Here is a 24,998-nt window from a genome sequence, read left to right as displayed (position 1 = left end):
GTCGTCACGCCCTGTCCGCGACGCGCTCGCCGAGCAGGCCTTGTGGTCTGAAGAGGAGCACGAGGATGAGGAGGCCGAAGGCCCAGACGTTGGCCCAGCTCTGACCGCCGAGCTGCTGCATGCCGGGGATCTCGTCGATGTAGGCGGAGGCGAGGGTTTCGGCGATGCCGAGGACGACGCCGCCGAGCATGGCGCCGTAGATGTTGCCGATGCCGCCGAGGACGGCCGCGGTGAAGGCCTTGAGGCCCATCAGGAAGCCCATGCGGTAGTCGACGTTGCCGTACTTGAGTCCGTAGGCGACGGCGGCGACGGCGGCGAAGAAGCCGCCGATGGCGAAGGCGATGACGATGATGCGGTTGGTGTCGATGCCCATGAGCTGTGCGGTGTCGGGGTCCTGCGCGGTGGCCTGCATGGCCCGGCCGGTCCGGCTGCGGCGCACGAAGATCGCGAGGGCGGCCATGCAGACGACGGCGGCCAGGATCAGGAAGATGTCGGCGTCCTTGATGGTGATGGAGCCGATGTCGTGGGTGGCGTCGAGCCCGGGGAAGGCGCGGGCGCGGTCGGCGCCGGGGTAGAAGTTGCGGACGACTTCCTGGAGGGCCAGGGAGAGGCCGATGGCGGTGATGAGCGGTGCCAGGCGTGGTGCTCCGCGCAGTGGCCGGTAGGCGAACCGTTCCGCTCCGACGGCGATGAGGATGGCCACGAGGGCGCCGCCGATGAGCATCATCGGTACGGCGATGGCCATCGAGGTGCCGTCGGGCAGGATGTAGAAGTAGACCGTGAGGGCGCCGAAGGCCCCGGTCATGAAGATCTCGCCGTGCGCGAAGTTGATGAGCTGGACGATGCCGTACACCATCGTGTAGCCGATGGCGATCAGCCCGTACATCGAGCCGAGAAGCAGCCCGTTGGCCAGCTGCTGCGGCAGGGTGTTCACCGCATGGCCTCCATGTCGCTGGTGGTCGTGTGCACTGGATGTGTGCGTGGTCGTGTGCTGTGGGGGGTGTGGAAACGGGCCGCGCGGTCGGGGTCTTCCTTCCGCGCGGCCCGTGGTGCGGCGTTGTGGCGGGCCGGACTACTTCAGGTCGGCGGTGCCGGTCTCCACGTCCTTCCAGGCACCCTTCTCGACCTGGTAGACCGTCAGCTGCTTGTTGGTGGTGTCGCCGTACTCGTCGAAGGAGATCTTGCCGGTGAGGCCTTCGAAGTCGGACTTCTGGACACCGTCGACGACCTTGGAGCGCAGGTCGTTGATGTCGGTGGGCACCTTGCCGCCGTTGGCGTCGGCCGCGGCCTTGACGGCCTTGATGATGGCGGTGGTGGCGTCGTAGGCGTAGGCGCCGTAGGCGCCGTAGTCGCCCTTGTAGCCCTTGTCCTTGTACGTCTGGATGAACTGCTTGGCGGCGGGCAGGGTGTCGGCGGGGACACCGATCGCCGTGGCGAGGTCGCCTTCGGAGGACTTGCCGGCGGCCTCGATGTAGGTGGAGGCGAACATGCCGTCGCCGCCGAACAGCGGGATCTTGGCGCCGGTGTCCTTGAGCTGCTTGGTGATCAGCGCGGACTCGTCGTACTGGCCGCCGTAGTAGACCAGGTCGGCACCGGAGTTCTTGATCTTCGTGGCGAGCGAGCCGAAGTCCTTGTCACCGGTGTTGACGTGGTCGGTCGCGACGACCTTGCCGCCCATCTTCTTGTACTGCTCGGCGAAGATCTTCGCGAGGCCGGCGCCGTAGGTCTGCTTGTCGTCGACGACGAAGGCCTTCTTTTTCTTCATGCCGTTGTACGCGTAGCCGGCGGCGAAGCTGCCCTGCAGTTCGTCGGTGGTGGCGGTGCGGAAGTACGTCTTGTAGGGACGCTTCTTGTCCGTCTGCCAGTTCTTGCCCTGGGTCAGCTCGGGGTTGGTGTTGGCCGGGGAGATCTGGACCATGTTGGCCGAGGCGAACACCTGCTGCATCGTCTGGGCGACGCCGGAGTTCAGGGGGCCGACGGCGCCGACGGCGGTCTTGTCGCCGACGATGCTGGTGGCGTTGGACTGGCCGGTGGCGGGCTGCGCCTTGTCGTCCAGGGCCTTGAGCTTGAACTTCACGCCCGGGACCCAGTTGTTCTTGTTGGCGTCGTCGACGGCAATCTGGGCGCCGTACTGGATGCCGAGGCCGGTGGTGGAGTTCTCACCGGACAGGGGGGCGTCGACGCCGATGGTCAGCGTGGTGCCGTCGCCGCTGTCTCCGCTCTTGTCGCCGCTGTCGTCTCGGGACCCGCAGGCGGTGAGAGTCAGAGCTCCGGTCGTCAGAACGGAGGTAAGAATCACCAAGGAACGCTGTCGCACGATCAGTCCTTTCACAGGCAGGCCCGCCCTTGGTCGGGGGGTAGTGCCGCGCTGGTACCGAACTCCCGATGGAGCGGTGACTGGCCGTGACTCTAAGCCCGGTGTGGAGGCAGGGTCAGCGGCGTGGGACGGCTTGTGACTTTCTTGTTATGACGCGGTGGATGCCCGGCTTCTCCGGTGGGCTATCTCAGCGGATTTGGCCGTTTTTCTCCGAAGTCCGCATTCTGAGAACCCGCACTTCCGGTTGGCCATGGCCGAGATCGTGCGGTCGGCGGGGCGCAGGTGGCGAGGGCGGGATCGGCAGGGTTCCGGGGGTGGGCGGGGCCGAAGAGGAGGCCGCGGTGTTGTATTGCGCGCGCGTTACGGAGCGTTACGCAAAGAAAGGCGCGGCTCGTGTCCAGGGGGAGTTCCGAACAATTGGAAACAGTTAATTCCACGGTGTCGCAGGGGGTGAACCGGAACCTGCCTGCTTTTCGGGGAAGTTGAGGGGTCCGGCTGTGTGTCTACGCGCGGACGCCGCCGCGTGGGTGTTCCCTCGCGGCGGCGTCGGGCCGAACGGGTCTGCGGGCTGAAACGTGTCTGCGGGTGGATCGGCGCTCGGTGCGGATCAGTGCGCGGCGCGGATCAGTGCCTCGTCGCCCGGGTTCACGTCGCGCAGCATGCAGGTGAGTCGGGCAGTGCACACCCTTTTGTCGCTTTCGTCCGTGATGACGATTTCATAGGTGGCGGTCGAGCGTCCCCGGTGCACGGGCGTGGCCACGCCCGTGACGAGGCCGGAGCGGGCCCCGCGGTGGTGGGTGCAGTTCAGGTCGACGCCCACGGCGATCTTGGAGCTGCCGCCGTGCAGCATGGACCCGACCGAGCCGAGCGTCTCGGCGAGTACCGCGGAGGCCCCGCCGTGCAGCAGTCCGTAGGGCTGGGTGTTGCCCTCCACCGGCATCGTCCCGACGACCCGGTCCGCCGACGCCTCGAGGATCTGGACGCCCATCCGGGTCCCGAGGTGGCCCGCGGAGAACAGGGCCAGGAGGTCCACGCCGAGCGCGGCGTACTCGTCGATGACCTCTTGCGGGAACTTCACATGCTGCTGCTCACCCATGGGGCCGGGCTCCGTTCGTCCTGGTCACTGCGGCTGGCTCTGTGACTGAGCAAACGCTCAGTCGGTGGCCGATTGTTCCAGACGCACCACGACGGACTTGCTGGCCGGGGTGTTGCTGGTGTCCGCGGTGGCGTCCAGCGGTACCAGCACGTTGGTCTCCGGGTAGTACGCGGCGGCGCAGCCCCGGGCGGTCGGATAGTGCACGACCCGGAAGCCCGGCGCCCGGCGCTCCACGCCGTCCTTCCACTCACTGACCAGGTCGACGTAGGAGCCGTCCGCCAGCTTCAGCTTCGCCGCGTCCTCGGGGTTGACCAGCACCACCCGGCGGCCGTTCTTGATGCCCCGGTAGCGGTCGTCGAGGCCGTAGATCGTGGTGTTGTACTGGTCGTGCGAGCGCAGCGTCTGGAGCAGCAGGCGGCCCTCGGGCAGTTCCGGGAACTCCACGGGCGCGGCGGTGAAGTTGGCCTTGCCGGTGGCGGTGGGGAAGCGGCGCTCGTCACGCGGGGCGTGGGGGAGGGCGAAGCCGCGGGCGGAACCCGTCACGCGCGCGTTGAAGTCCTCGAAGCCGGGGATCACCCGCGCGATCCGGTCCCGGATCGTCGCGTAGTCCTTCTCGAACTCCTCCCACGGCGTGGAGCTGTTCTCGCCCAGCACACCGCGGGCCAGGCGGCAGACGATGGCCGGCTCGGACAGCAGGTGCGCGCTCGCGGGCTCCAGCCGGCCCTGGGAGGCGTGCACCATGCCCATCGAGTCCTCGACCGTCACGAACTGCTCGCCGCTGCCCTGGAGGTCGCGTTCGGTACGGCCGAGCGTCGGGAGGATCAGGGCACGCGCGCCCGTGATCACGTGCGAGCGGTTCAGCTTCGTCGACACGTGCACGGTCAGCCGGGCCCGCCGCATCGCCGCCTCGGTGACCTCCGTGTCGGGGGACGCCGAGACGAAGTTGCCGCCCATGGCGAAGAAGACCTTCGCCTCACCGTCGCGCAGCGCGCGGATCGCCCGTACGACGTCGTAGCCGTGCTCGCGCGGCGGTGCGAAGCCGAACTCCTTCTCCAGGGCGTCCAGGAAAGCCGGGGCGGGGCGCTCGAAGATGCCCATCGTGCGGTCGCCCTGCACGTTCGAATGGCCGCGCACCGGGCAGACGCCCGCGCCCGGGCGGCCGATGTTGCCGCGCAGGAGGAGGAAGTTGACCACTTCCCTGATCGTGGGGACCGAGTGCTTGTGCTGGGTGAGACCCATCGCCCAGCACACGATGGTGCGTTCGGAGGCGAGGATCATGCGCAGCGCGTCCTCGATCTCCTTCCGGGTCAGCCCGGTGGCCGCGAGCGTCGCGTCCCAGTCGGCGGCGCGGGCGGCCTCGGCGAACTCCTCGTAGCCGTGCGTGTGCTCCCGGACGAACGCCTCGTCGACCGCGCCCTCCCTTTCGAGGATCAGCTTGTTGAGGATGCGGAAGAGGGCCTGGTCTCCGCCGATGCGGATCTGGAGGAACAGGTCGGTGAGGGAGGCACCCTTGAGCATGCCCTGCGGGGTCTGCGGGTTCTTGAAGCGTTCCAGGCCCGCCTCGGGAAGCGGGTTGACGCTGATGATCCTCGCGCCGTTGGTCTTGGCCTTCTCCAGCGCGGACAGCATGCGCGGGTGGTTGGTGCCCGGGTTCTGGCCGGCGACGATGATCAGGTCGGCCTTGTACAGGTCCTCCAGCAGGACGCTGCCCTTGCCGATGCCGATCGTCTCCGAAAGGGCCGAGCCGGACGACTCATGGCACATGTTCGAGCAGTCGGGGAGGTTGTTCGTGCCGAGCTCGCGGGCGAACAGCTGGTACAGGAACGCTGCCTCGTTGCTGGTGCGCCCTGAGGTGTAGAAGAGGGCCTCGTCCGGTGAGGCGAGGGCGGCGACCTCCTCGGCGATGATGCCGAAGGCGCGCTCCCAGGTGACCGGCTCGTAGTGCGTGCCCCCTTCTGGGAGATACATGGGGTGGGTGAGGCGCCCCTGCTGCCCCAGCCAGTAGCCGCTGCGGCCGGCGAGATCGGCGACCGGGTGCGCGGCGAAGAACTCGGGCGTGACCCGGCGCAGCGTGGCCTCCTCGGCTACCGCCTTCGCGCCGTTCTCACAGAACTCCGCCTTGTGCCGGTGCTCCGGCTCGGGCCAGGCGCAGCCCGGGCAGTCGAAGCCCTCCCTCTGGTTCACGCTCAGCAGCGTCAGCGCCGTGCGCTTCACGCCCATCTGCTGCTGGGCCATGCGCAGTGTGTGCCCGATCGCGGGGAGGCCCGCTGCCGCGTGCTTCGGCCCGGCGACCTGCGGCGCGTCCTGAACCGGATCACTCTTGGGCGGCTTCGTGGCCATCGCACGCTCCCCTTCCACTGCGCTGTGAGCTACCTCTCCGATCCTCCCACGCGGTGCTGACATCGGGTGAGGGCGGGCCCGGGGCGACGCCCCGCGCGGTCGGAGGCGACGCCCGCCCGGTGCCCGCGCGGTCGGGGGTGACGCCCGCCCGGTGCCCGCGCGGTCGGTCGGGGGCGGGGCCGAGTGTCAGTGGGGCGTGGCAGGATCGGGGGCGTGGCAGAGACAGCATCGAAGACGACCGACAAGACCTCCGGCGGCAGCCGCCCGCGACTGATGCTCATGGACGGGCACTCGCTGGCCTACCGCGCGTTCTTCGCGCTGCCCGCGGAGAACTTCACCACCGCGACGGGCCAGCCGACGAACGCGATCTACGGCTTCGCGTCGATGCTGGCCAACACGCTGCGCGACGAGGAACCCACGCACTTCGCGGTCGCCTTCGACGTCTCCCGCAAGACCTGGCGGTCCCAGGAGTTCACGGAGTACAAGGCGAACCGCTCCAAGACCCCGGACGAGTTCAAGGGCCAGGTCGAGCTGATCGGCGAGCTCCTCGACGCGATGGGCGCCGCCCGCTTCGCGGTGGACGGCTTCGAGGCGGACGACGTCATCGCCACCCTCGCCACCCAGGCCGAGGCCGAAGGCTTCGAGGTGCTGATCGTCACGGGCGACCGTGACTCGTTCCAGCTGGTCAGCGAGCACACCACGGTGCTGTACCCGACCAAGGGCGTCTCCGAGCTGACCCGCTTCACCCCGGAGAAGGTGTTCGAGAAGTACGGGTTGACGCCCGCGCAGTACCCCGACTTCGCGGCCCTGCGCGGCGACCCCTCCGACAACCTCCCCGGCATCCCCGGCGTCGGCGAGAAGACCGCCGCGAAGTGGATCAACCAGTTCGGCTCCTTCGCGGACCTCGTCGAGCGCGTCGAGGAGGTCAAGGGCAAGGCCGGCCAGAACCTCCGCGACCACCTCGAGGCGGTCAAGCTCAACCGCCGGCTCACCGAGCTGGAGCGACAGGTGGAGCTCCCCAAGGGCGTCGCCGACCTGGAGCGGGCCGCCTACGACCGCACGGCCGTCGCGGTGGTCCTGGACACCCTGGAGATCCGCAACCCCTCGCTGCGCGAGCGGCTCTTCGCCGTCGACCCCGGCGCCGAGGAGGCCGAGACCACGCCGGTCAGCACCGAGGGCGTGCAGCTGGACGGCACCGTGCTGGCCACCGGCGAGCTGACCGGCTGGCTCACCGAGCACGCCACCGGGCCCCTCGGTATCGCCACGGTCGACACCTGGGCGCTCGGCACCGGCTCGGTCGCCGAGGTCGCGCTCGCCGCGCCCGGCGGACCGGCCGCCTGGTTCGACCCCTCCCAGCTGGACGAGGCCGACGAGACGGCCTTCGCCACCTGGCTCGCCGACGCCGACCGGCTCAAGACCTTCCACAACGCCAAGGGCGCCATGCGGGTCTTCGCCGAGCACGGCTGGAGCGTCGAGGGCGTCACCATGGACACCGCGCTCGCCGCCTATCTGGTCAAGCCGGGCCGCCGCTCCTTCGACCTGGACGCGCTGTCCCTCGAGTACCTGCACCGCGAGCTGACCCCCGCCGCCGCTGCCGACGGCCAGCTCGCCTTCGGAGCGGACGAGGGCGCCGAGGCCGAGGCCCTGATGATCCAGGCCCGTGCCGTCCTCGACCTGGGCCAGGCCTTCGAGGGCCGTCTGGAGGAGGTCGGCGCCGCCGATCTCCTGCGCGACATGGAGCTGCCCACCTCCGCGCTGCTCGCCCGCATGGAGCGGCATGGCATCGCGGCCGACCGTGCTCACCTGGAGGCCATGGAGCAGATGTTCGCCGGCGCCGTCCAGCAGGCCGTGAAGGAGGCCCACGCGGCGGCCGGGCGTGAATTCAACCTGGGCTCGCCCAAGCAGCTCCAGGAAGTCCTCTTCGGCGAGCTGGCCCTGCCCAAGACGAAGCGGACGAAGACCGGCTACACCACGGACGCCGACGCCCTCGCCTGGCTCGCCGGCCAGACGGACAACGAGCTGCCGGTGATCATGCTCCGCCACCGTGAGCAGGCCAAGCTCCGCGTCACCGTCGAGGGCCTGATCAAGACGATCGCCGCGGACGGCCGGATCCACACCACCTTCAACCAGACGGTCGCCGCCACCGGCCGGCTGTCCTCGACGGACCCGAACCTGCAGAACATCCCGGTCCGCACCGACGAGGGCCGCGCCATCCGCCGCGGCTTCGTCGTCGGCGAGGGCTTCGAGTCCCTGATGACGGCCGACTACAGCCAGATCGAGCTGCGCGTGATGGCCCACCTCTCCGAGGACGAGGGCCTGATCGAGGCCTTCACCTCGGGCGAGGACCTGCACACCACGGCCGCCTCCCAGGTCTTCGCGGTCGAGCCGACCGCGGTGGACGCCGAGATGCGCCGCAAGATCAAGGCCATGTCCTACGGCCTGGCCTACGGGCTGTCCGCCTTCGGCCTCTCCCAGCAGCTGAACATCGAGGCGGCGGAGGCCCGCGCCCTGATGGACGCCTACTTCGAGCGGTTCGGCGGCGTACGGGACTATCTGCGCCGCGCGGTCGACGAGGCCCGGGCCACGGGCTACACGGCGACGCTCTTCGGGCGCCGCCGCTACCTCCCCGACCTCAACAGCGACAACCGCCAGCGCCGTGAGGCGGCGGAGCGGATGGCCCTCAACGCGCCCATCCAGGGCACTGCGGCCGACATCGTGAAGATCGCCATGCTCAAGGTGGGCGGCGCGCTGAAGGAGGCCGGACTGGAGTCCCGGATGCTGCTCCAGGTGCACGACGAAGTCGTGCTGGAGATCGCCCCGGGGGAGCGCGCGGCAGCTGAGGAACTCGTCCGCCGCGAGATGGCGAACGCGGTTCACCTCCGCGTACCGCTGGGCGTCTCGGTGGGCGCGGGCGCGGACTGGGAGTCGGCGGCGCACTAGGCGCTGCGCTGCTTGGACCGGGCTGGGTCGGGTCGCGTCGGGCCGGGCCGGGTCGCGTCGGGCCGGGCAGGGAGCAGGGGTGGGGTGGTGCTTCGGGGCCGGGGCTCTTCGGGCGGCCGGAGAAGGCCGCCCCGGCTCCGTCCCGCCTCCGCCGAGGTATCGGCCCTGGCTCGGTCCCACCCCGGTCCCCACCCCGGTCCCACCGGTCCCGACCTCATCCGGGCACCCGCCCCAGCCGAGCCCGGCCCGCCCTGGGCCCACCCTCACCAAGACCATCACTCGCGTGGCCCCCGTGAAGGCGCCCCCGCTCACGACCGTCGCCAAGATGCGGGCATGGGTATACGCACGCTCCTCGGCCGCACGGCACCAGGCGTGGCACTTCCGCCGGTCCGGGTCTACGCGGCCGACTCAAGCACGCTCCGCGTCCCCGCGACCCTCGCCACGGCCCTGCGCCGGACGACGGCGGATCTCCGTAACCGCCTGGCCTTCGGACGCCGGTCCACCGGCTCCGCCGGCCTGCCTACTGTTCTCTCGGAGCCCGGCGACCTGCCCGGCGGTCCCGGGACACCCGGCGAAACCGGCGGAGCCACCCCTCTCCGGGCCTGGTCCGACCGGGCCCGCGGTTACCTGACCCTCGTCCTCACCCTGCTGCCACGGCCGCGCCCCGCGCACACCACCATCACGGTGTACATCGCGACCACCGAGCCCCTCAGCGAGCGGCCGGACGGCTCGGCTCCGTATCGCCGGCACGGTCAGGACCGCCGGGGTCCGGAACCGGGCGCCGCGCCCTGACCGCCACGGCGTACAGCAGCAGCGCCGGGACGAGGCCCGCCCCCGCACCGAAGCACACCGTCGGAATGATCTCCCACGGCTTCGCGGCCGACCCCCAGTAGGCCCACCACCGCGCCGCCCGCTGCACCGCCCCCAGCAGCGCGAAGCCGCCGATCACGGCACCGGCCGCCCAGCGGTCCCGTGCCGCCAGCACCGGGATCCCCACCGGCTCACGCACCGGCGCCCCTCGCAGCGCGCGCACCACGAACACGGCGATCACCACAGCCGCCACCGCCGAACCGCCGTACTGCAGGTACCAGTACAGCGGCGAGCCCGCCACCTCACGGCCCAGCACCGGAAACAGCCGCATCCCCCACCGGTCGAGGTGTGTGAAGGCGTCCCACACGACGTGCGTCAGCGCGCCGAGCACCGCCGACACGTACCACCGCGCCACCAGTGAGGGCGTCACACGCGCGCGTGGCGCCCCGCATCGCACCAGGGCCGCCACCCGCCCCTGCCGAGCCCGCGGCAGCAGCGCCACCAGCGGTTCGCGCATCAGCAGCCAGAGCCCCACCAGCGCCCAGGCGATGAGCACATCGACCGTGAACACCCCCCAGAACGCGTGCGTGACGTCACCGAACTCCATCGCACCGGACAGCACACTCGCCGCGTAGTAGGTCATGTCGGGCGCGAAGGAACCCGCCACGAGGACGGCGGGCACCAGCGGGCCCCGGCCGGTCCCGTCGGTGCGTACGGCGGGCAGTACGGCTGCCGCGTGGCTCAGCGTGAACGGCAACTCTGCTCCTAGTGACGGTCGTTGCCAGGCGATCGGACCGCCCAGTATGCGGGATGCCGAACATCGGCAGCCCGCCACGCTCGCCGCATGACCAACCGGTGAAAACCGGGCACGAACGGGTGCCCGAGCAAAGCAAGTTGCCGTAGGGTCGCCAGGGTCACCGTGCCGGGGCGAGAGACATGACAGCCGGAGGGCAACCACTCGGGCCGGTCGATCGTCACAACAGAGCGAACGCAACAGAAGAGCGCGAACGCAACAGAAGTGCGCGACAGGCAGAGACGGGCGCTGGGGCGTCCACGGGAGGGGTTCACTCTATGGCGGCGCAATTCGGCAGGAGGCTGCGCAAGGGGGCGGCAACCACCGCCGTGGCCGCGGTAGCGGTCGCGGCGCTGTCCGCCTCCCAGGCTCCGGGCGTGAACGACCACGGCAGACAGACCGCGGCGGACGCCACGCCCTCACCCGACGCGAGTGCTTCCGACGGCAGCGCCACCGGCAACTCGCCGTACTACACGGACCTGCCGCCGCTCAAGAGCCCGAACCCGTCCCCGAGCGCCGGCACCGGCCCCGCGGCCCCCGGCGCCACCGAGGCGGGCATCCCCGCGACCGTCCTCGACGCCTACAAGAAGGCCGAGACCGCGCTGAACGAGGCCAAGCCGGGCTGCAACCTGCCCTGGCAACTCCTCGCCGCCATCGGCAAGGTGGAGTCGGGCCAGGCCCGCGGCGGCCGTGTCGCCGCCGACGGCACGACCCTCTCGCCCATCCTCGGCCCGCAGCTCGACGGCAACGGCTTCGCCCTCATCAGGGACACCGACGACGGGGCCTACGACGGCAACAGCTCCTACGACCAGGCCGTCGGGCCCATGCAGTTCATCCCGTCCACCTGGAAGTGGGCGGGCCGTGACGGCAACGCCGACGGCGAGAAGGACCCCAACAACATCTACGACGCGGCGCTCGCCGCCGGCCACTACCTGTGCCGTTTCGACTGGGACCTGTCCGACCAGAACGACCTCGACCGCGCGATCCTCAGCTACAACAACTCGCGGGACTACCTGAACCTGGTCATGCGCTGGGTGGAGTACTACCGCAAGGGCACGCACGAGATCCCCGACGGCACCGGCACGCTGCCCGGCAACCGCAGCGACGACGGGGCCGGGGCGAGCCCCTCGCCCTCCACGCCGAGCACACCGAGCACGCCGACCACCCCGGCTCCGGGCGGCTCGAAGCCCAAGCCCAGCCCCAAGCCCGAGAAGCCCGGCGGCGGCTCGACGACCCCGAAGCCGCCCACCGACCCCGGCGGCACCCCGACCACGCCCCCCTCGACGCCTCCCACGAACACCGACACGGTGGACCACCTGGAGGACGCCGGAACCGCCAAGCTCACCGCCATGGCCGGTGACGCGTTCACCAAGCGGATCAGCACCCGCGCCGAGACGAAGGCCGGCAAGGCCGTCGGCAAGGTAAGGGTCCGCTTCACGATCATCGGCGGTACGGACACCACCTTCACCGGCGGCGAGAACGTGGCCACGGTCGCCACCAACAGCTCCGGCGTCGCCGTCGCACCCGCTCTCCAGGCGGGGGAGAAGACGGGTGAGATCACCGTCCGCGCCACCGTCGTGGGCCGCACGGTCGCCGGCCTCGACTACACGGCCACCGTCACCGAACGCGCAGCCGACGCCCTCGCCCGCACCGGTGACGCCGCGCTGACCTGCGCCCCGGGCGGCGAGTTCGCCGACCAGGTCGAGGTGAAGGCCACATACAAGGGCGCCGTCGCCGACGGCGTCGCGGCCACCGCCACACTGATCAAGTCGGCGGACGACCCGACCGCCGCCGACAAGGGCCCCTACTTCAAGGACGCCGACGGCAAGGCCGTCCGCACCCTGAAGGCCCTCAAGACGGACGCGAAGGGCCTGCTGAAGCTGCCGAAGCTGTACGCGGACGACACCACCGGCACGTTCCTGCTGCGCATCAGCACCGCGGGCGGAGCGACACTCACCGTCGAACTGACCGTGGCGGCGGCCGAGACGTCCTCGCCGAGCCCGTCCGCGAGCCCCAGCGCCTAGTTCTCAGGTAGTACGGACGACGCCCCTCTTGAAGGAGGGGCGTCGTTGTGTGTGCAACGTGTTCTCATCTCCGCCGCGCGTTGCTACGGTGCCGAGAAACCTGACGGTGTATCAGCTCGACGGTGGGGAGGCCCCCGTATGCGCACTCTTGTCGCGGCCGCCACCGGTCTCGCCGTCGCGTTCGCCGTGGTCCTGACGCTGACCGCCCTCGGCTCCCCCTCGGGCGGGACGTCCCCGAAGCCGCTGCTGACGACGGTGCCCGCACACCCCTGACCGCCCGCCCGGGACGGAGGCCGAGATGCGTCGCAAGGCCGCTCTGATCCTGCTCGCCCTCGCCGTGTTCTGCACGGCGTTGTCCCCGCTGCTGCGCTGGTACGCCTTCCCGCGCCTCGCCAAGGTCCCCGCGAACCAGTACCAGGACATGGTCCTGGAGGCCCGCGACGCCACCCTCCTGGACTACGGCACGATGCGGGCGAAGAAGGTCCCCAAGGTCACCATCGTGCAGACCCTCAAGGGCAATGTGGAGGCCTCCGAGAGGATCGAGGAGTCGGCGGGCCGGGACGTCGTCGTCTGGGACGGCCTGTCCTACGTCGTCGGCCCCGACGGCGAGATGGTGTCGAAGATCCCCGAGCGCTACATCTTCGACGCCCACACCCAGGAGCCCGTCCACGCCACCGGCGAGTCGGTCGACGGCGACCCGGTGCGCCGCGAGGGCATCGAGTTCAAATGGCCCTTCCTCACGGAGAAACGGGCCTATCAGTACTTCGACGCCCAGGCCCGCGTCACCGCCCCCATCCACTACCAGGACACCCGCACCTTCCGTGGCCTGGAGGTCTACTACTTCGAGCAGACCATCCCCTGGACCAAGGTGAAGATCCCGAAGACGCTGCCCGTCAAGGGCCTCACCCCGGAGTCGGTCGCCCAGACGGGCACGACCCGCTGGTACACCACGGTCCGCAAGTTCTGGGTCGAGCCCCTAACCGGCGCCCCCGTCTACGGCGAGGAGCTCCACAAGGAGGAACTGCGCGGCGGCGCCCTCCTCGGCGACCGCGACAAGGTGACGGCGTTCGCCGGCCACGTGAAGATGCGCGAGGACTACATCACGCACACGGTCGACCTGGTGAAGTCCCAGCGCCTGCTCATCCTGCTGATGACGTCCTACCTGCCGTGGGGCTCCCTCACCCTCGGCGTCCTTCTGCTGGCCCTCGCGCTGTACCTGGAGGCCCGCGGCCGCCGCCCCGCCGGCCCGGCCCCGGCAGCGGCCGAGGAGCCGTCACAGGTCAGCGCCTGAGCCGGGAGTTGGTGTACCGGGTCGGCTCGGCACCCGCCGGGTCCTCGGGCCACGGATGCTTCGGATACCGCCCGCGCAGCTCCGCCCGCACGCCCTTGTAGCCGTCCCGCCAGAACGAGGCGAGGTCAGCGGTGACGGCGGCCGGCCGCCCGGCCGGGGACAGCAGATGCACGAGCAGCGGCACCCCGGCGACCCGGGGCGACTCCTGAAGCCCGAACATCTCCTGCAACTTCACCGCGAGCACGGGCTGCTCGGGCCGGGAGTAGTCGACGCGGATCCTCGACCCGCTCGGCACGGCCATCCGCTCCGGGGCGAGCTCGTCCAGCCGCCCGGCCTCGCCGGAGGCCCAGGGCAGCAGCCGGGCGAGCGCCTGGCCGGCATCGATCCGTCCCAGATCGGCCCGCCGCCGCGCCCGGCTCAGCTCCGGCTCCAGCCACTCCTCCGCGCGCGCGTGGAGCGCTTCGTCGCAGACATCGGGCCAGGGCTCACCGAGGTGCAGCCGCAGAAAGGCGAGCCGCTGCCGCAGGACCTCGGCATCCGCCGACCACCGCAGCAACCCGAGCCCCTCCCGCCGCAGCCCGTCCAGCAGCGCGCCCCGTACGAGCCCGGGATCGGCGTCCTTCAGCGACCGCACGGCCAACTCCACGGCCCCCAGCCGCTCCACCCGCCGCGCCACGACGTCCCCACCGTCCCAGCACACCTCGTCCCCCTCGTCCAGCAGCGCCCCCGCGGCGAGCCGGGCGATCCCCTCGTCGACCACGGCGCCCGACTGCACACGCGCGTGCCCCTTGCCGACGGGCCGGTCCGCCACGGCGACGGCGACCCAGCCGGCCCCTCGCAGCGCGCTGCCCTCGCCCATCTCGGCCCGGGTCCCGGACACCATGAGGCACGACCCACCGTCGGCCCTTGCGACGCGCTCGGGATAGGCGAGAGCGGCGACGAGCCCGACCCGCCGGTCCTCCGAGGCATCCGCCCACGCCTCGGCCTCCGTCTTTCCCTCTGCCTCTGGAGGGCGGTTACGCGTGGGTGGGTGGGACATCTCAGAGCCGACGGCCCGCAGCCGCCGGACCTCGCGACGCCACCGCGTGGCATAGGCGTCACCCTCACGCCGCGCACGACGCAACGCACTCGCCAGATCGTCGCCGTACTCCCGAGGCGCCTCCTCGCTCAGCAAGGCGACCACCTCCGAGGCCCGATCGACCCCCACGAACGGCACGGAGTCGAGCAACGCCCGCCCCAGCCGCGGATGCAGCCCCAGCCGCGACAGGGCGACTCCCCGCTCAGTCGCCCGCCCGACGGAGTCGACGGCCCCGACAACGCCCAGTACCTCACGCGCCGCCGCCATACCCCCGGAGGGCGGCGCATCCAGCAACGCAAGCCCGGACGCGTCAGGATCCCCCCAGCACGCCACCTGAAGCGCGAACGCCGTCAGGTCGGCCACCTTGATCTCCGGCGAAGGAAAACGCGGCAGCCGCCCGTCCTCGGCCTCCGTCCAGCAGCGGTACACCGCCCCCGGCGCCTCACGCCCGGCCCGCCCCGCCCGCTGCCGCCCGGCGGCCTGCGACGCCCGTACCGTCGTCAGCGCGCTCAACCCGCGCGCGTGGTCGACCCGCGGCTCACGCGCCAGCCCCGAGTCCACGACGACCCGCACGCCCGGCACCGTCAACGACGACTCCGCCACGGACGTGGCCAGCACGACCCGCCGCCGTTCACCCGGGGCGAGCACCGCGTCCTGCACGGCGGCCGGCGCCCGCCCGTGCACCTGCAGCACATCGACGTCCCCAAGGCCCCCGAGCTGCCCGGCCACCCGGGCGATCTCGCCCACGCCCGGCAGAAAACACAGCACGTCCCCGTCCCGCTCGGCCAGTGCCCGCCGCACCACCGACGCCACATGCGTCAGCAGCGCCGGATCGACACGCATACCGTGCGGCGGCCGTACGGGCCGCACCGGCGGCGTCCACACCACCTCCACCGGATATGCCGCCCCCCGGGCCTCCACCACCGGCGCGTCGCCCAGCAGCGCGGCCCACCCCTGCGCGTCGGTCGTCGCCGAGGCGGCCACCAGCCGCAGCCCGGGCCGCAGCGTCTGCCGTACGTCCCACAGGAACGCCGCCGCCGTGTCCGCGTCCAGATGACGCTCGTGGCACTCGTCGAGCACCACCACGTCGACACCGGTCAGCTCCTGGTCCCGCTGCAACCGCTGCACCAGCACACCAGTCGTCACGACCTCCACGCGCGTGTGCCGCCCGACGACCCGTTCCCCGCGCACGGTGTAGCCGACACTCCCGCCGGGCTTCTCACCCAGCAGCCACGCCATCCGCCGCGCCGCCGCCCGGGCCGCGATCCGCCGCGGCTCGGCCACGATCACCCGCCGCTCGGGGCCCTCGTCGAGCAGCCCCGCGAGGGCCAATGGCACCAGGGTCGTCTTGCCGGTGCCGGGCGGCGCCACGAGGACGGCGGTGCCGTGCCCCTCCAGCGCGTCGCCGAGGGCGGGCAGGGCACCACGTACGGGCAGGGCGTCCAGAGCGTCGTAGCGGATCACGCACTCAGTCTCTCCCTCAGCCTCCGGCCGGGGGTGCCCCCGTCTCGCTTCGCTCGCACACGAAGATCGCCGTCCCCGGGATCAGGTTCCCGCGCAGCGGCGACCAACCGCCCCACTCGGACGTGTTCCAGGCCGGCCACTCCGGCTCCACAAGGTCCACCAGGCGGAAGCCCGACGCCGCGACGTCCCGGACCCGGTCGCCGAGCGTCCGGTGGTGCTCGACGTAGACCGCGCGGCCCTTCTCGTCCTGCTCGACGTAGGGCGTGCGGTCGAAGTACGACCCCGACACCGACAGCCCCTCCGGCCCCGGCTCGTCCGGGAAGGCCCAGCGGATCGGATGCGTCACCGAGAAGACGAGACGTCCCCCGGGCCGCAGCACCCGGTGCACCTCCCGCAGGACCAGACGCGGGTCGGCCACGAAGGGCAGGGCTCCGTACGCCGAGCAGACGAGGTCGAACGAGCCGTCCGCGAACGGCAGCGCACCGGCGTCGGCGCACACCAGGGGGAACGGCCCGCCGATGCGCAGCGCGTGCTGCAACTGCCGGTGCGAGATGTCCAGGGCGACCGGCCGGGCACCCTGGCCGGCCAGCCAGCGCGCGCACTGCGCCGCGCCCGCGCCGATCTCCAGGACGTCCTTGCCCTTCAGATCCTCCGGCGGGCCGAGCAACTCGGCCTCCACCTCGTCGAGGCCCTCGGGCCCCCACACGAACCGGTCGTCGCCGAGGAACGTGCCGTGCTCGACCTGGTACTCGTCCGCGTTGCGGTCCCACCACCCACGATTCGCGCGGGAGCTCTCCGTGACCCCGGCGGCACGCCGGGTCGCCTCGGATTCGGACGCTTCGGGCTCTTGGATGATCGGCTCCCTCGTCGTACTCTTCCGTCCAGCCCGCTCCGGCGGCTTCACGAGGGGTCCCGTAGGGCCCGCGTGGCCTCGGAAGACTGGACTTGTGCCGGTTATGCGGCGATCCGCCCCCGGTGGGAGGCTTCGCGCATTGACCCTGCCCGGCTGCCCCCGTATGCTACAAGTTGCGCTGCGGGCCTGCGCACCTCAGACGTAGCAGGCTGCGCTCGCATCTGTATGTATGTCCCCTCGGTTGTCGAGGCGCCACCAGTTGTTCGGTGTGGCGCTTCCTAGGCTGTCCGGCTTCTGCAGAGCGAAACGGGCTCCGGCGTAGCAGTACCTACGACTTCAATGTCCGTACCGGAGCCCTTTCCCACATGACGAGCAGCACCGAGACCACCGCAACGACCCCGCAGGTTGCGGTCAACGACATCGGTAACGAGGAAGCCTTCCTCGCCGCGATCGACGAGACGATCAAGTACTTCAACGACGGCGACATCGTCGACGGCGTCATCGTGAAGGTCGACCGGGACGAGGTCCTGCTCGACATCGGTTACAAGACCGAAGGCGTTATCCCGAGCCGCGAGCTCTCGATCAAGCACGACGTCGACCCCAACGAGGTCGTCGCCGTCGGTGACGAGATCGAGGCCCTTGTTCTCCAGAAGGAGGACAAGGAAGGCCGCCTGATCCTCTCGAAGAAGCGCGCCCAGTACGAGCGTGCCTGGGGCACCATCGAGAAGATCAAGGAAGAGGACGGGATCGTCACCGGTACCGTCATCGAGGTCGTCAAGGGTGGTCTCATCCTCGACATCGGCCTCCGTGGCTTCCTCCCGGCCTCCCTGGTCGAGATGCGCCGCGTCCGCGACCTCCAGCCCTACGTGGGCAAGGAGCTCGAGGCCAAGATCATCGAGCTGGACAAGAACCGCAACAACGTGGTCCTGTCCCGCCGTGCCTGGCTGGAGCAGACCCAGTCCGAGGTCCGCCAGACGTTCCTCACGACCCTCCAGAAGGGCCAGGTCCGTTCCGGCGTCGTCTCCTCGATCGTCAACTTCGGTGCCTTCGTGGACCTGGGTGGCGTCGACGGTCTGGTCCACGTCTCCGAGCTGTCCTGGAAGCACATCGACCACCCCTCCGAGGTTGTCGAGGTCGGCCAGGAGGTCACCGTCGAGGTTCTCGACGTCGACATGGACCGCGAGCGTGTCTCCCTGTCGCTGAAGGCGACCCAGGAAGACCCGTGGCAGCAGTTCGCCCGCACCCACCAGATCGGCCAGGTCGTGCCCGGCAAGGTCACGAAGCTGGTTCCGTTCGGTGCGTTCGTCCGCGTGGACGAGGGCATCGAGGGTCTGGTCCACATCTCCGAGCTGGCCGAGCGCCACGTGGAGATCCCGGAGCAGGTCGTCCAGGTCAACGACGAGATCTTCGTCAAGGTCATCGACATCGACCTCGAGCGTCGCCGCATCAGCCTCTCGCTGAAGCAGGCCAACGAGGCCTTCGGTGCCGACCCGGCCACGGTCGAGTTCGACCCGACCCTGTACGGCATGGCCGCGTCCTACGACGACCAGGGCAACTACATCTACCCCGAGGGCTTCGACCCCGAGACCAACGACTGGCTCGAGGGCTACGAGACCCAGCGCGAGGCGTGGGAGGGCCAGTACGCCGAGGCGCAGCAGCGCTTCGAGCAGCACCAGGCCCAGGTCATCAAGTCCCGCGAGGCCGACGCCGCTGCCGCGGCCGAGGGCGGGGACACCGCGGGTGCGGCTCCGGCCGCGAGCGGTGGTGGCGGTTCGTACTCCTCCGAGGGCCCGGACAACTCCGGCGCGCTGGCTTCGGACGAGGCGCTTGCCGCGCTTCGCGAGAAGCTGGCCGGTGGGCAGAGCTGAACGCCCAATGAGCTGTAGCTCCTGACTGAGGGCCCGCACCCTTCGAGGTGCGGGCCCTCAGTGTTTTCCGGGCGATCGGTCGGCTGCCGGCCTGTGGGGGCTTGTCGCGCGGTTCCCCGCGCCCCTCAGGGCGGTTCCCCGAGCCCTTCAGGGAGGGTGTTGACCCGGCTGCCAAGATCAATGTTCTCCTCCTGCGGGAATGCCCACGGGCGTAAGGGCGTTGTGGAGTACGAACACGAGGAGGAGCGGTCACTGTGCTTGATCCGCAAGGTTTGTACGCATGGGAGCCGAAGGGGCTGGCTGTCGTCGACATGGCGCTCGCCCAGGAGTCGGCCGGTCTTGTCATGCTCTACCACTTCGACGGATACATCGACGCGGGGGAGGCGGGCGACCAGATCGTCGACCGGCTGCTCGACTCGCTGCCCCACCAGGTCGTCGCCCGCTTCGACCACGACCGGCTCGTGGACTACCGGGCCCGCCGCCCGCTGCTGACGTTCAAGCGCGACCGCTGGAGCGACTACGAGGATCCCGCCATCGAGGTGCGGCTCGTGCAGGACGCCACCGGCGCGCCGTTCCTGCTGCTGTCCGGCCCGGAGCCGGACGTGGAGTGGGAGCGCTTCGCCGCCGCCGTGAAGCAGATCGTGGAGCGGCTCGGCGTCCGCCTGTCCGTGAACTTCCACGGCATCCCCATGGGCGTCCCGCACACCCGGCCCGTCGGCCTCACCCCGCACGGCAACCGCACCGACCTGGTCCCGGGCCACCGCAGCCCGTTCGAGGAGGCGCAGGTGCCCGGCAGCGCCGAGTCCCTCATCGAGTACCGCCTGCTCCAGGCAGGGCACGATGTCCTCGGTGTCGCCGCGCATGTCCCGCACTACATCGCCCGCTCGCCCTACCCGGACGCGGCCCTGACGGTCCTGGAGGCCATCACGGCGGCGACCGGACTGGTGCTGCCCGGTATCGCCCACGCCCTGCGCTCCGACGCCCACCGCACCCAGACGGAGATCGACCGGCAGATCCGCGAGGGCGACGACGACCTCACCGCGCTCGTGGACGGCCTTGAGCACCAGTACGACGCCGTCGCGGGCGCCGAGACCCGTGGCAACATGCTCGCCGAGCCGGTGGACATCCCGTCGGCCGACGAGATCGGCAAGGAGTTCGAAAAGTTCCTGGCGGAACGAGAAGGCGACAACTGACCAGGGAGAACGGCGCCCCGAAAGGGGCGCGGGGAACTGCGCGACAAGCCCCCACCGGCCCGCACTGCTCGCACTGCCCGCACCGCCCGTACGGCCTCCAAGCGGAGCGTCTAGGCTGCAAGGCATGCTGAAGGTGGGCCTGACCGGCGGCATCGGTGCCGGCAAGAGTGAGGTGTCCCGGCTGCTCGTCGCATGCGGGGCCGTGCTGATCGACGCGGACCGCATCGCACGGGAGGTCGTCGCGCCGGGAACCCCTGGTCTCGCCGCGGTCGTGGAGGCGTTCGGCGAGCAGGTGCTCGCCCCCGACGGCGGTCTTGACCGGCCCAAGCTGGGCTCCATCGTCTTCGCCGACCCGGAGAGACTCGCCGCCCTCAACTCGATCGTGCACCCTCTGGTGGGCGCCCGCTCCCGAGAGCTGGAGGAGGCCGCCGCCGAGGACGCGGTCGTCGTCCACGACGTCCCGCTCCTCACCGAGAACGGCCTCGCGCCGCTGTACGACCTCGTCATCGTCGTCGACGCGACCCCCGAGACCCAACTCGACCGGCTCGTACGGCTGCGCGGCATGACCGAGGATGACGCACGCGCGCGGATGGCCGCCCAGGCGACGCGCGAGCAGCGCCGGGAGATCGCGGACATCGTCGTCGACAACGGCGTCCCGCTGGAGGAACTGGAGCGCCGAGTGAAGGACGTGTGGGCCGAGCTCGCACGCAGGTCCCACGCGCCCCGGCCGGACCCTCAGGACCGGCCCGCCCCTCAGGAATAGCGGCACCCCGAGGGGGCGTTGAACCCTTCCAGTGAGGGAAGGACTCTGCCGTGCCCGAGACCAGCGGTTCCATCGGACGTACCCCGGAGACGCACGTCATCGACTTCCGCGCCGCCGAGCATCTGCTCGCCGCGCGGGACCCGCGGGGCGCGGTGAAGCTGCTCGACGGAGTCATCGCCGCGCACCCGGAGAACACCGCCGCGCGACTGCTGCGCGCCCGTGCCTTCTTCGCGGCGGCGCAGCTGCGGCCGGCCGAGCTCGAGTTCTCGATCGTCCTGGAGCGCGAGCCGGACAACGCGTTCGCGCACTTCGCGCTCGCCCGCACCTATGAGCGGCAGAACCGCCCCGACCAGGCGAAACGCCATTTCCGTCTGGCGGCAGCGCTGGACCCGAACCCGCAGTTCCAGAAGGCCGCGCGCTTCGACTCGTGAGCGGCTGTTCCGGTCCGTCTCGTCCGTCTCGTCCGCCTCGTCTGTCTCCCCGGCCTCAGGGGTGGTCCTCGGGTGGCCGGTAGGGCGGGATGTCGGGGCCCGGCTGCCAGTGCGGGCCCTGGCGGATGTGTCTGAGGACGACGGCCAGGTCGATCGTGACGACCAGCAGCAGCACACCGCAGGCGATCGCCCAGCCGGGCCGCCCGGCGAGCGTGAACGCGACCGTCCCGAAGAGCGCCCAGACCAGCCCCCACACACTCAGCCAGAAGCGCGCCCGCAGGGCACTGCGCGCGGTCGCCGGTTCACTGCCTGTACGCAACGCGATCTCCACTCCTGCTTGCAACGTACTCTCCGCCGCGGCTACGGACCACCAGGGGCGCCGGTGCCCGCCCGGGCCGAAGCCGGGCCCCGTGCGGGACAACGTTCACCCGGTCGGGTGAAGGCGGCCGGGAGAGGAACTGGCGTGCGGGCGTGGTCCGTTGGACCGGCATGGAGATGAAAATGCGTGAGGGGTACGAGGGGACGGGACCCGGGGCCATCACCCCGGACGGCTGCGCGGTGGAGCTCTACTCGCGACTGCCTGTCGGAGACGAACCCGACATCATCGCGGCGGCGGTGCCCAAGGGCGCGCGCATCCTGGAGCTGGGCAGCGGGGTCGGGCGCATGACCCATGGACTGCTGGAGCGCGGGTTCACGGTCACGGCGGTGGACGAGTCGGCAGAGATGCTGGAGCGCGTGCGCGGGGCGCGGACGATATGCAGCCCCATCGAGGACCTGGAGCTGGGCGAGACCTTCGACGTGGTGCTGCTCGCGTCGTTCCTTGTGCACGCGGGGGACGTCGAGGTGCGGCGGGGCATGCTGCGCACCTGTGTACGCCATGTCGCGGAGGGCGGCAGCGTGCTGATCCAGCGGGAGGGCGCGGACTACCACACGAACGTGCCGCGCGAGCGCGTGGACCCCTGCGGCTTCACCGTGCGGATCGTGTCGGCGGAGCCGGTCGGCGACGGCGTCAACTCGGTGCGCGCGGAGTACGACTTCCCGGACGCGGTCTGGACACAGACGTTCCGCGCACGACCGCTGACCAAGGAGCAGTTCGAGGAGGCGCTGGAGGAAGCGGGCCTGAAGGTGGACCGGTATCTGACGGACGACGGGACATGGGTGAAGGCGGTGCGGGCGGCCTAGGAGCGGGGCGTGCGTAGTGAAGCGGATGCCCCTGGCGGACCTGGAGCGGCGGCCGGAGCATGTCCGGTCCACGGCCAACGTGTTCGGGCTGCCGATGGTCTGCCAGTACGGCGTCGGCGGACCCGGGTTCGGGGCGTGGCGGGAGGCCGGCGTCAAACCGCACCTACGACCGCTGCTACACGGCCAGTTGGCTCGTGAACTGGCTGATCACCGCCCTGTACGCCGGCGACTGGGAGGAACGTGGGTCACTGATACAGGCGTGGGCCGAAGGGCGACAGCCCACCGGTGCGCCGCCCGGGACGGCGGAGATCCTCAGCCGCAACGCCCGGGTCGCCGCCGTGATGACGGACTTCTACCGCGGGGTCCAGGAGGTGAGCAGGACGACGCCCTACCCGGGGGAGAGACTCCGGCGGCTCTGCCCGTGACGGGCGGGGCCGAGCGGGCTTCGGGGGGGCGAACTGGGGGTGCAGAAATTCCGCTGGGCGGCGATGAGTTCGAGGGCGAGCCGCGGTCTACCTCTTCGACACCACCATGGACCGCTTCCACAGGAGACCTTCATGTCCGAGACCGCTGCTCCCGGCACCACCGTTCCCGTCACCGCCGCTTCCGCCTCTGCCGGCGCCGTCGTCGCCGAGTCCGCGACCGCACGCGGGCGGCGTGCCCGGATCGCCCTGCGCGGCCTTCAGGTGCTGCTCGCCCTCTTCTACGCGATCCCGAGTGCCCTGCCCAAGCTGATCGCGCACCCGTCCGCCGCCGAGTCCTTCGAGAAGCTCGGCTGGGGCAGCGCGGGGATGTACACCATCGGAGTGCTCGAACTGGCCGGGGCGGTGGCCCTGTTGATCCCGGTGCTCCAGTCGGTGGCGGCGGTGGCGCTGAGCGCGTTGATGGTGGGCGCGTTCGTTGTGCAGGTAGCCGTGTTCGACGGGCAGTACGCGGCGACGCCGCTCATCCTGATCGTGCCGCTCGCCCTCATCGCCTGGGCGCGGCGGGGGCACAACGCGGATCTGATGCGACTGCTGCGGCGACGGGCGTGACCGGGTGACACCGGGTCGAGTGCGATGCCGGCGGCGTCCGGGAGGGCCGAGGGGCTCGTCCCGGGCGTCGCTGTCGGGTGCTGTGGCCTCTCGTGTCCGTCGGGAGCGGCCATCGGGGCTTGGTCTGGTTCAGAGGCAGTTGTGCTGTCGGAGCCGGGTTCGTCGGAGCCGTGTTCCTCGAGTCCCTGTCCGCCGCGACCGTCGGCTCACGGCGTGGGTTCGCCGATGTCGGTGCCAAGACCGTCACCGGGGCCCGGCAGTCCGCGCAGGCGCTCCATTTCGCGGCGGTCCCGCTTCGTCGGGCGGCCCGCGCCGCGGTCGCGCATGCCGGCCGGGGCGACGGCCTCGCGGGGCGGGGGCGGCGGGGAGTTGTCGATGAAGCACTGGACTGCCACGGGGGCGCCGACCCGCTTGCGGATCAGCCGCGTGACGACGACCACTCGCTCCCGGCCGTCGTGCCGCAGGCGTACCTCGTCGCCGACGCGCACGGCGTGTGCGGGTTTCACGCGGTCACCGTTGACGCGGACGTGCCCGCCGCGGCAGGCGGTGGCTCCCATGGAACGGGTTTTGACGAGACGTACGGACCAGATCCAGCTGTCGACGCGGACGGTCTCGCCGCTCTGTGGCCCGGCCGCGTCGGCGGCGGCGATCGCCTCGGCGACCTTGGGGTCGAGGGCCTTCGCCGCTCCGTCGCCGGAGCTGTTCGCCGCACCTTGTGAAGCCATGTCCCCGACCTTAGTCCTCCGAGTGGTCCGATCGAGCGGGTAATCGGCCTCCGGCAGCATCTACAAAACAAGTTTTGCAAAATGTCTTTTGCTGAATGGCCGCGGCGGCCTACTCTCCCCGGCATGGACAGCGACGAGCACAAACGCGTACTCGACCCTGAGCACGACACCGCAGCCCTGAAGGCCCTCACCCACCCCCTGCGCATTCGGCTGCTCGGGCTGCTGCGGCAGGACGGGCCCGCCACGGCCAGTGAGCTCGCCGCGCGGACGGGGGAGTCGTCGGCGTCGGCCAGTTACCACCTCCGGGTGCTGGCGAAGTACGCCTTCATCGCCGAGGCCGAGCATCGTGACGGGCGGGAGCGGCGCTGGCGGGCGCTGCACACCGTCACGTCCTGGAGCAACGAGGCGATGGAGTCCTCCGAGGCGGGCCGGGCCTTCGTCAGCCTGGCGCGGCGGCGGCAGCTGGAGCACCTGGAGTCGTCCCTCGCCCGGCATGAGGCGGACATGGCCGACGGGCGGCTCGGCCAGGAGTGGGTGGAGGTGTCCGGGATCAGCGACCTCATGCCCCGCCTGACGCCCGGGTCGCTCACCGAGCTCTGGGAAACGATCGCCGGGAAGCTGGAGGAACTGACCGCCCGGGACGCGGACGACCCGCGCGCCGAACACGTGGTGCTCCTCACCGCGGGCCTGCCGCTCGCCCCGCGCGACCACGAGGACGGCGACCACGAGGACGGCGACCACGAGGACGGCGACCACGACGGCACCGGCCACCAGGGCAGCTCATGACGTACCGCAC

General features: G+C 70.9%; 22 protein-coding genes. 13 read left to right on the top strand and 9 right to left on the bottom strand.

Translation table 11 applies throughout. The features are described from left to right. Positions 1-4 precede the first annotated feature (4 nt). The 4 genes from ACIBK5_RS17380 to ACIBK5_RS17365 all read right to left on the bottom strand — a co-directional run bounded on the left by ACIBK5_RS17380 (position 5) and on the right by ACIBK5_RS17365 (position 5,753). The gene (locus tag ACIBK5_RS17380) at positions 5-934 is read right to left on the bottom strand and encodes a branched-chain amino acid ABC transporter permease (protein ID WP_399020489.1); all 930 of its coding nucleotides are present in this window, start codon (positions 932-934) and stop codon (positions 5-7) included. Positions 935-1,072: 138 nt separating this feature from the next. Next, the gene (locus tag ACIBK5_RS17375) at positions 1,073-2,302 is read right to left on the bottom strand and encodes a branched-chain amino acid ABC transporter substrate-binding protein (RefSeq protein ID WP_399020820.1); all 1,230 of its coding nucleotides are present in this window, start codon (positions 2,300-2,302) and stop codon (positions 1,073-1,075) included. Positions 2,303-2,924: 622 nt separating this feature from the next. Beyond that, positions 2,925-3,413 (bottom strand): PaaI family thioesterase, encoded by a 489-nt coding sequence (locus ACIBK5_RS17370; protein ID WP_399020487.1) that lies wholly within the window; start codon positions 3,411-3,413, stop codon positions 2,925-2,927. A 57-nt stretch (positions 3,414-3,470) separates the two neighbouring features. Continuing rightward, positions 3,471-5,753: an FdhF/YdeP family oxidoreductase gene (locus tag ACIBK5_RS17365; RefSeq protein WP_399020485.1), complete on the bottom strand. Its 2,283-nt coding sequence runs from the start codon at positions 5,751-5,753 to the stop codon at positions 3,471-3,473. A gap of 213 nt (positions 5,754-5,966) precedes the next feature. Here ACIBK5_RS17365 and polA point away from each other — a divergent pair, with 213 nt between their 5' ends. Together polA and ACIBK5_RS17355 are read left to right on the top strand one after the other, a co-directional pair. After that, positions 5,967-8,693, top strand: coding sequence for a DNA polymerase I (polA, locus tag ACIBK5_RS17360; protein WP_399020483.1), 2,727 nt, complete (start codon positions 5,967-5,969; stop codon positions 8,691-8,693). Between the two features lie 333 nt (positions 8,694-9,026). Continuing rightward, a complete protein-coding gene (locus ACIBK5_RS17355; RefSeq protein ID WP_399020481.1) occupies positions 9,027-9,485 on the top strand; it encodes a hypothetical protein in 459 nt (152 codons plus the stop codon). On the opposite strand, the gene ACIBK5_RS17350 is transcribed toward ACIBK5_RS17355, so the two are convergent. Next, a complete protein-coding gene (locus ACIBK5_RS17350) occupies positions 9,403-10,260 on the bottom strand; it encodes a DUF4184 family protein (protein ID WP_399020478.1) in 858 nt (285 codons plus the stop codon). The two genes, ACIBK5_RS17355 and ACIBK5_RS17350, sit on opposite strands and share 83 nt — an antisense overlap. Positions 10,261-10,574: 314 nt before the next feature. Between ACIBK5_RS17350 and ACIBK5_RS17345 the strand changes: the two genes are divergently transcribed. From ACIBK5_RS17345 to ACIBK5_RS17335, 3 genes are all read left to right on the top strand, one after another. Then, the gene (locus ACIBK5_RS17345) at positions 10,575-12,320 is read left to right on the top strand and encodes a lytic transglycosylase domain-containing protein (RefSeq protein ID WP_399020476.1); all 1,746 of its coding nucleotides are present in this window, start codon (positions 10,575-10,577) and stop codon (positions 12,318-12,320) included. Positions 12,321-12,458: 138 nt separating this feature from the next. Continuing rightward, positions 12,459-12,593: an SPW_0924 family protein gene (locus ACIBK5_RS17340; RefSeq protein WP_184596728.1), complete on the top strand. Its 135-nt coding sequence runs from the start codon at positions 12,459-12,461 to the stop codon at positions 12,591-12,593. A 25-nt stretch (positions 12,594-12,618) separates the two neighbouring features. Beyond that, positions 12,619-13,611 (top strand): DUF3068 domain-containing protein, encoded by a 993-nt coding sequence (locus ACIBK5_RS17335; RefSeq protein WP_399020474.1) that lies wholly within the window; start codon positions 12,619-12,621, stop codon positions 13,609-13,611. Here ACIBK5_RS17335 and hrpB read toward each other — a convergent pair. Both hrpB and ACIBK5_RS17325 read right to left on the bottom strand, forming a co-directional pair. Further along, entirely contained in the window at positions 13,601-16,153 is a 2,553-nt protein-coding gene (gene hrpB / locus ACIBK5_RS17330; RefSeq protein ID WP_399020472.1) for an ATP-dependent helicase HrpB, read from the bottom strand. The two genes, ACIBK5_RS17335 and hrpB, sit on opposite strands and share 11 nt — an antisense overlap. A 16-nt stretch (positions 16,154-16,169) precedes the next feature. Next, entirely contained in the window at positions 16,170-17,057 is an 888-nt protein-coding gene (locus tag ACIBK5_RS17325; RefSeq protein ID WP_399020470.1) for a class I SAM-dependent methyltransferase, read from the bottom strand. 314 nt (positions 17,058-17,371) lie between these two features. Here ACIBK5_RS17325 and rpsA point away from each other — a divergent pair, with 314 nt between their 5' ends. The 4 genes from rpsA to ACIBK5_RS17305 all read left to right on the top strand — a co-directional run bounded on the left by rpsA (position 17,372) and on the right by ACIBK5_RS17305 (position 21,261). Beyond that, complete coding sequence (gene rpsA, locus ACIBK5_RS17320; RefSeq protein ID WP_399020468.1) at positions 17,372-18,874, top strand: 30S ribosomal protein S1; 1,503 nt, start codon at positions 17,372-17,374, stop codon at positions 18,872-18,874. A gap of 254 nt (positions 18,875-19,128) precedes the next feature. Continuing rightward, complete coding sequence (locus ACIBK5_RS17315) at positions 19,129-20,067, top strand: PAC2 family protein (protein WP_399020466.1); 939 nt, start codon at positions 19,129-19,131, stop codon at positions 20,065-20,067. 124 nt (positions 20,068-20,191) lie between these two features. Continuing rightward, entirely contained in the window at positions 20,192-20,830 is a 639-nt protein-coding gene (gene coaE, locus ACIBK5_RS17310; protein WP_399020464.1) for a dephospho-CoA kinase, read from the top strand. Positions 20,831-20,880: 50 nt separating this feature from the next. Further along, positions 20,881-21,261: a tetratricopeptide repeat protein gene (locus ACIBK5_RS17305; protein ID WP_399020462.1), complete on the top strand. Its 381-nt coding sequence runs from the start codon at positions 20,881-20,883 to the stop codon at positions 21,259-21,261. 55 nt (positions 21,262-21,316) lie between these two features. Here the strand turns inward: ACIBK5_RS17305 and ACIBK5_RS17300 are convergent, their stop codons facing one another. Further along, on the bottom strand, positions 21,317-21,580 hold the full coding sequence (locus ACIBK5_RS17300) for a DUF6343 family protein (protein ID WP_399020460.1): 264 nt from the start codon (positions 21,578-21,580) through the stop codon (positions 21,317-21,319). A gap of 182 nt (positions 21,581-21,762) precedes the next feature. On the opposite strand from ACIBK5_RS17300, the gene ACIBK5_RS17295 reads away from it, so the two are divergent. The 3 genes from ACIBK5_RS17295 (at position 21,763) to ACIBK5_RS17285 (ending at position 23,477) form a co-directional block, all read left to right on the top strand. Then, complete coding sequence (locus ACIBK5_RS17295; protein ID WP_399020458.1) at positions 21,763-22,443, top strand: class I SAM-dependent methyltransferase; 681 nt, start codon at positions 21,763-21,765, stop codon at positions 22,441-22,443. A gap of 194 nt (positions 22,444-22,637) precedes the next feature. Further along, a complete protein-coding gene (locus ACIBK5_RS17290) occupies positions 22,638-22,868 on the top strand; it encodes a hypothetical protein (RefSeq protein ID WP_399020456.1) in 231 nt (76 codons plus the stop codon). Positions 22,869-23,000: 132 nt separating this feature from the next. Further along, positions 23,001-23,477 carry a DoxX family protein gene (locus ACIBK5_RS17285; RefSeq protein WP_399020454.1) on the top strand — a complete coding sequence of 159 codons (477 nt, stop codon included), beginning with the start codon at positions 23,001-23,003 and terminating at the stop codon, positions 23,475-23,477. Positions 23,478-23,683: 206 nt separating this feature from the next. On the opposite strand, the gene ACIBK5_RS17280 is transcribed toward ACIBK5_RS17285, so the two are convergent. Continuing rightward, the gene (locus ACIBK5_RS17280) at positions 23,684-24,202 is read right to left on the bottom strand and encodes an RNA-binding S4 domain-containing protein (RefSeq protein ID WP_399020452.1); all 519 of its coding nucleotides are present in this window, start codon (positions 24,200-24,202) and stop codon (positions 23,684-23,686) included. A gap of 123 nt (positions 24,203-24,325) precedes the next feature. On the opposite strand from ACIBK5_RS17280, the gene ACIBK5_RS17275 reads away from it, so the two are divergent. Beyond that, entirely contained in the window at positions 24,326-24,988 is a 663-nt protein-coding gene (locus tag ACIBK5_RS17275; protein ID WP_399020450.1) for an ArsR/SmtB family transcription factor, read from the top strand. Positions 24,989-24,998 lie beyond the last annotated feature (10 nt).

This window comes from Streptomyces sp. NPDC050546 (genome assembly GCF_044457425.1).
GTDB lineage: Bacteria > Actinomycetota > Actinomycetes > Streptomycetales > Streptomycetaceae > Streptomyces.
The sequence above is the reverse complement of the archived record's forward strand: the minus strand, read 5'-3'. Positions and strand labels throughout refer to the sequence as shown.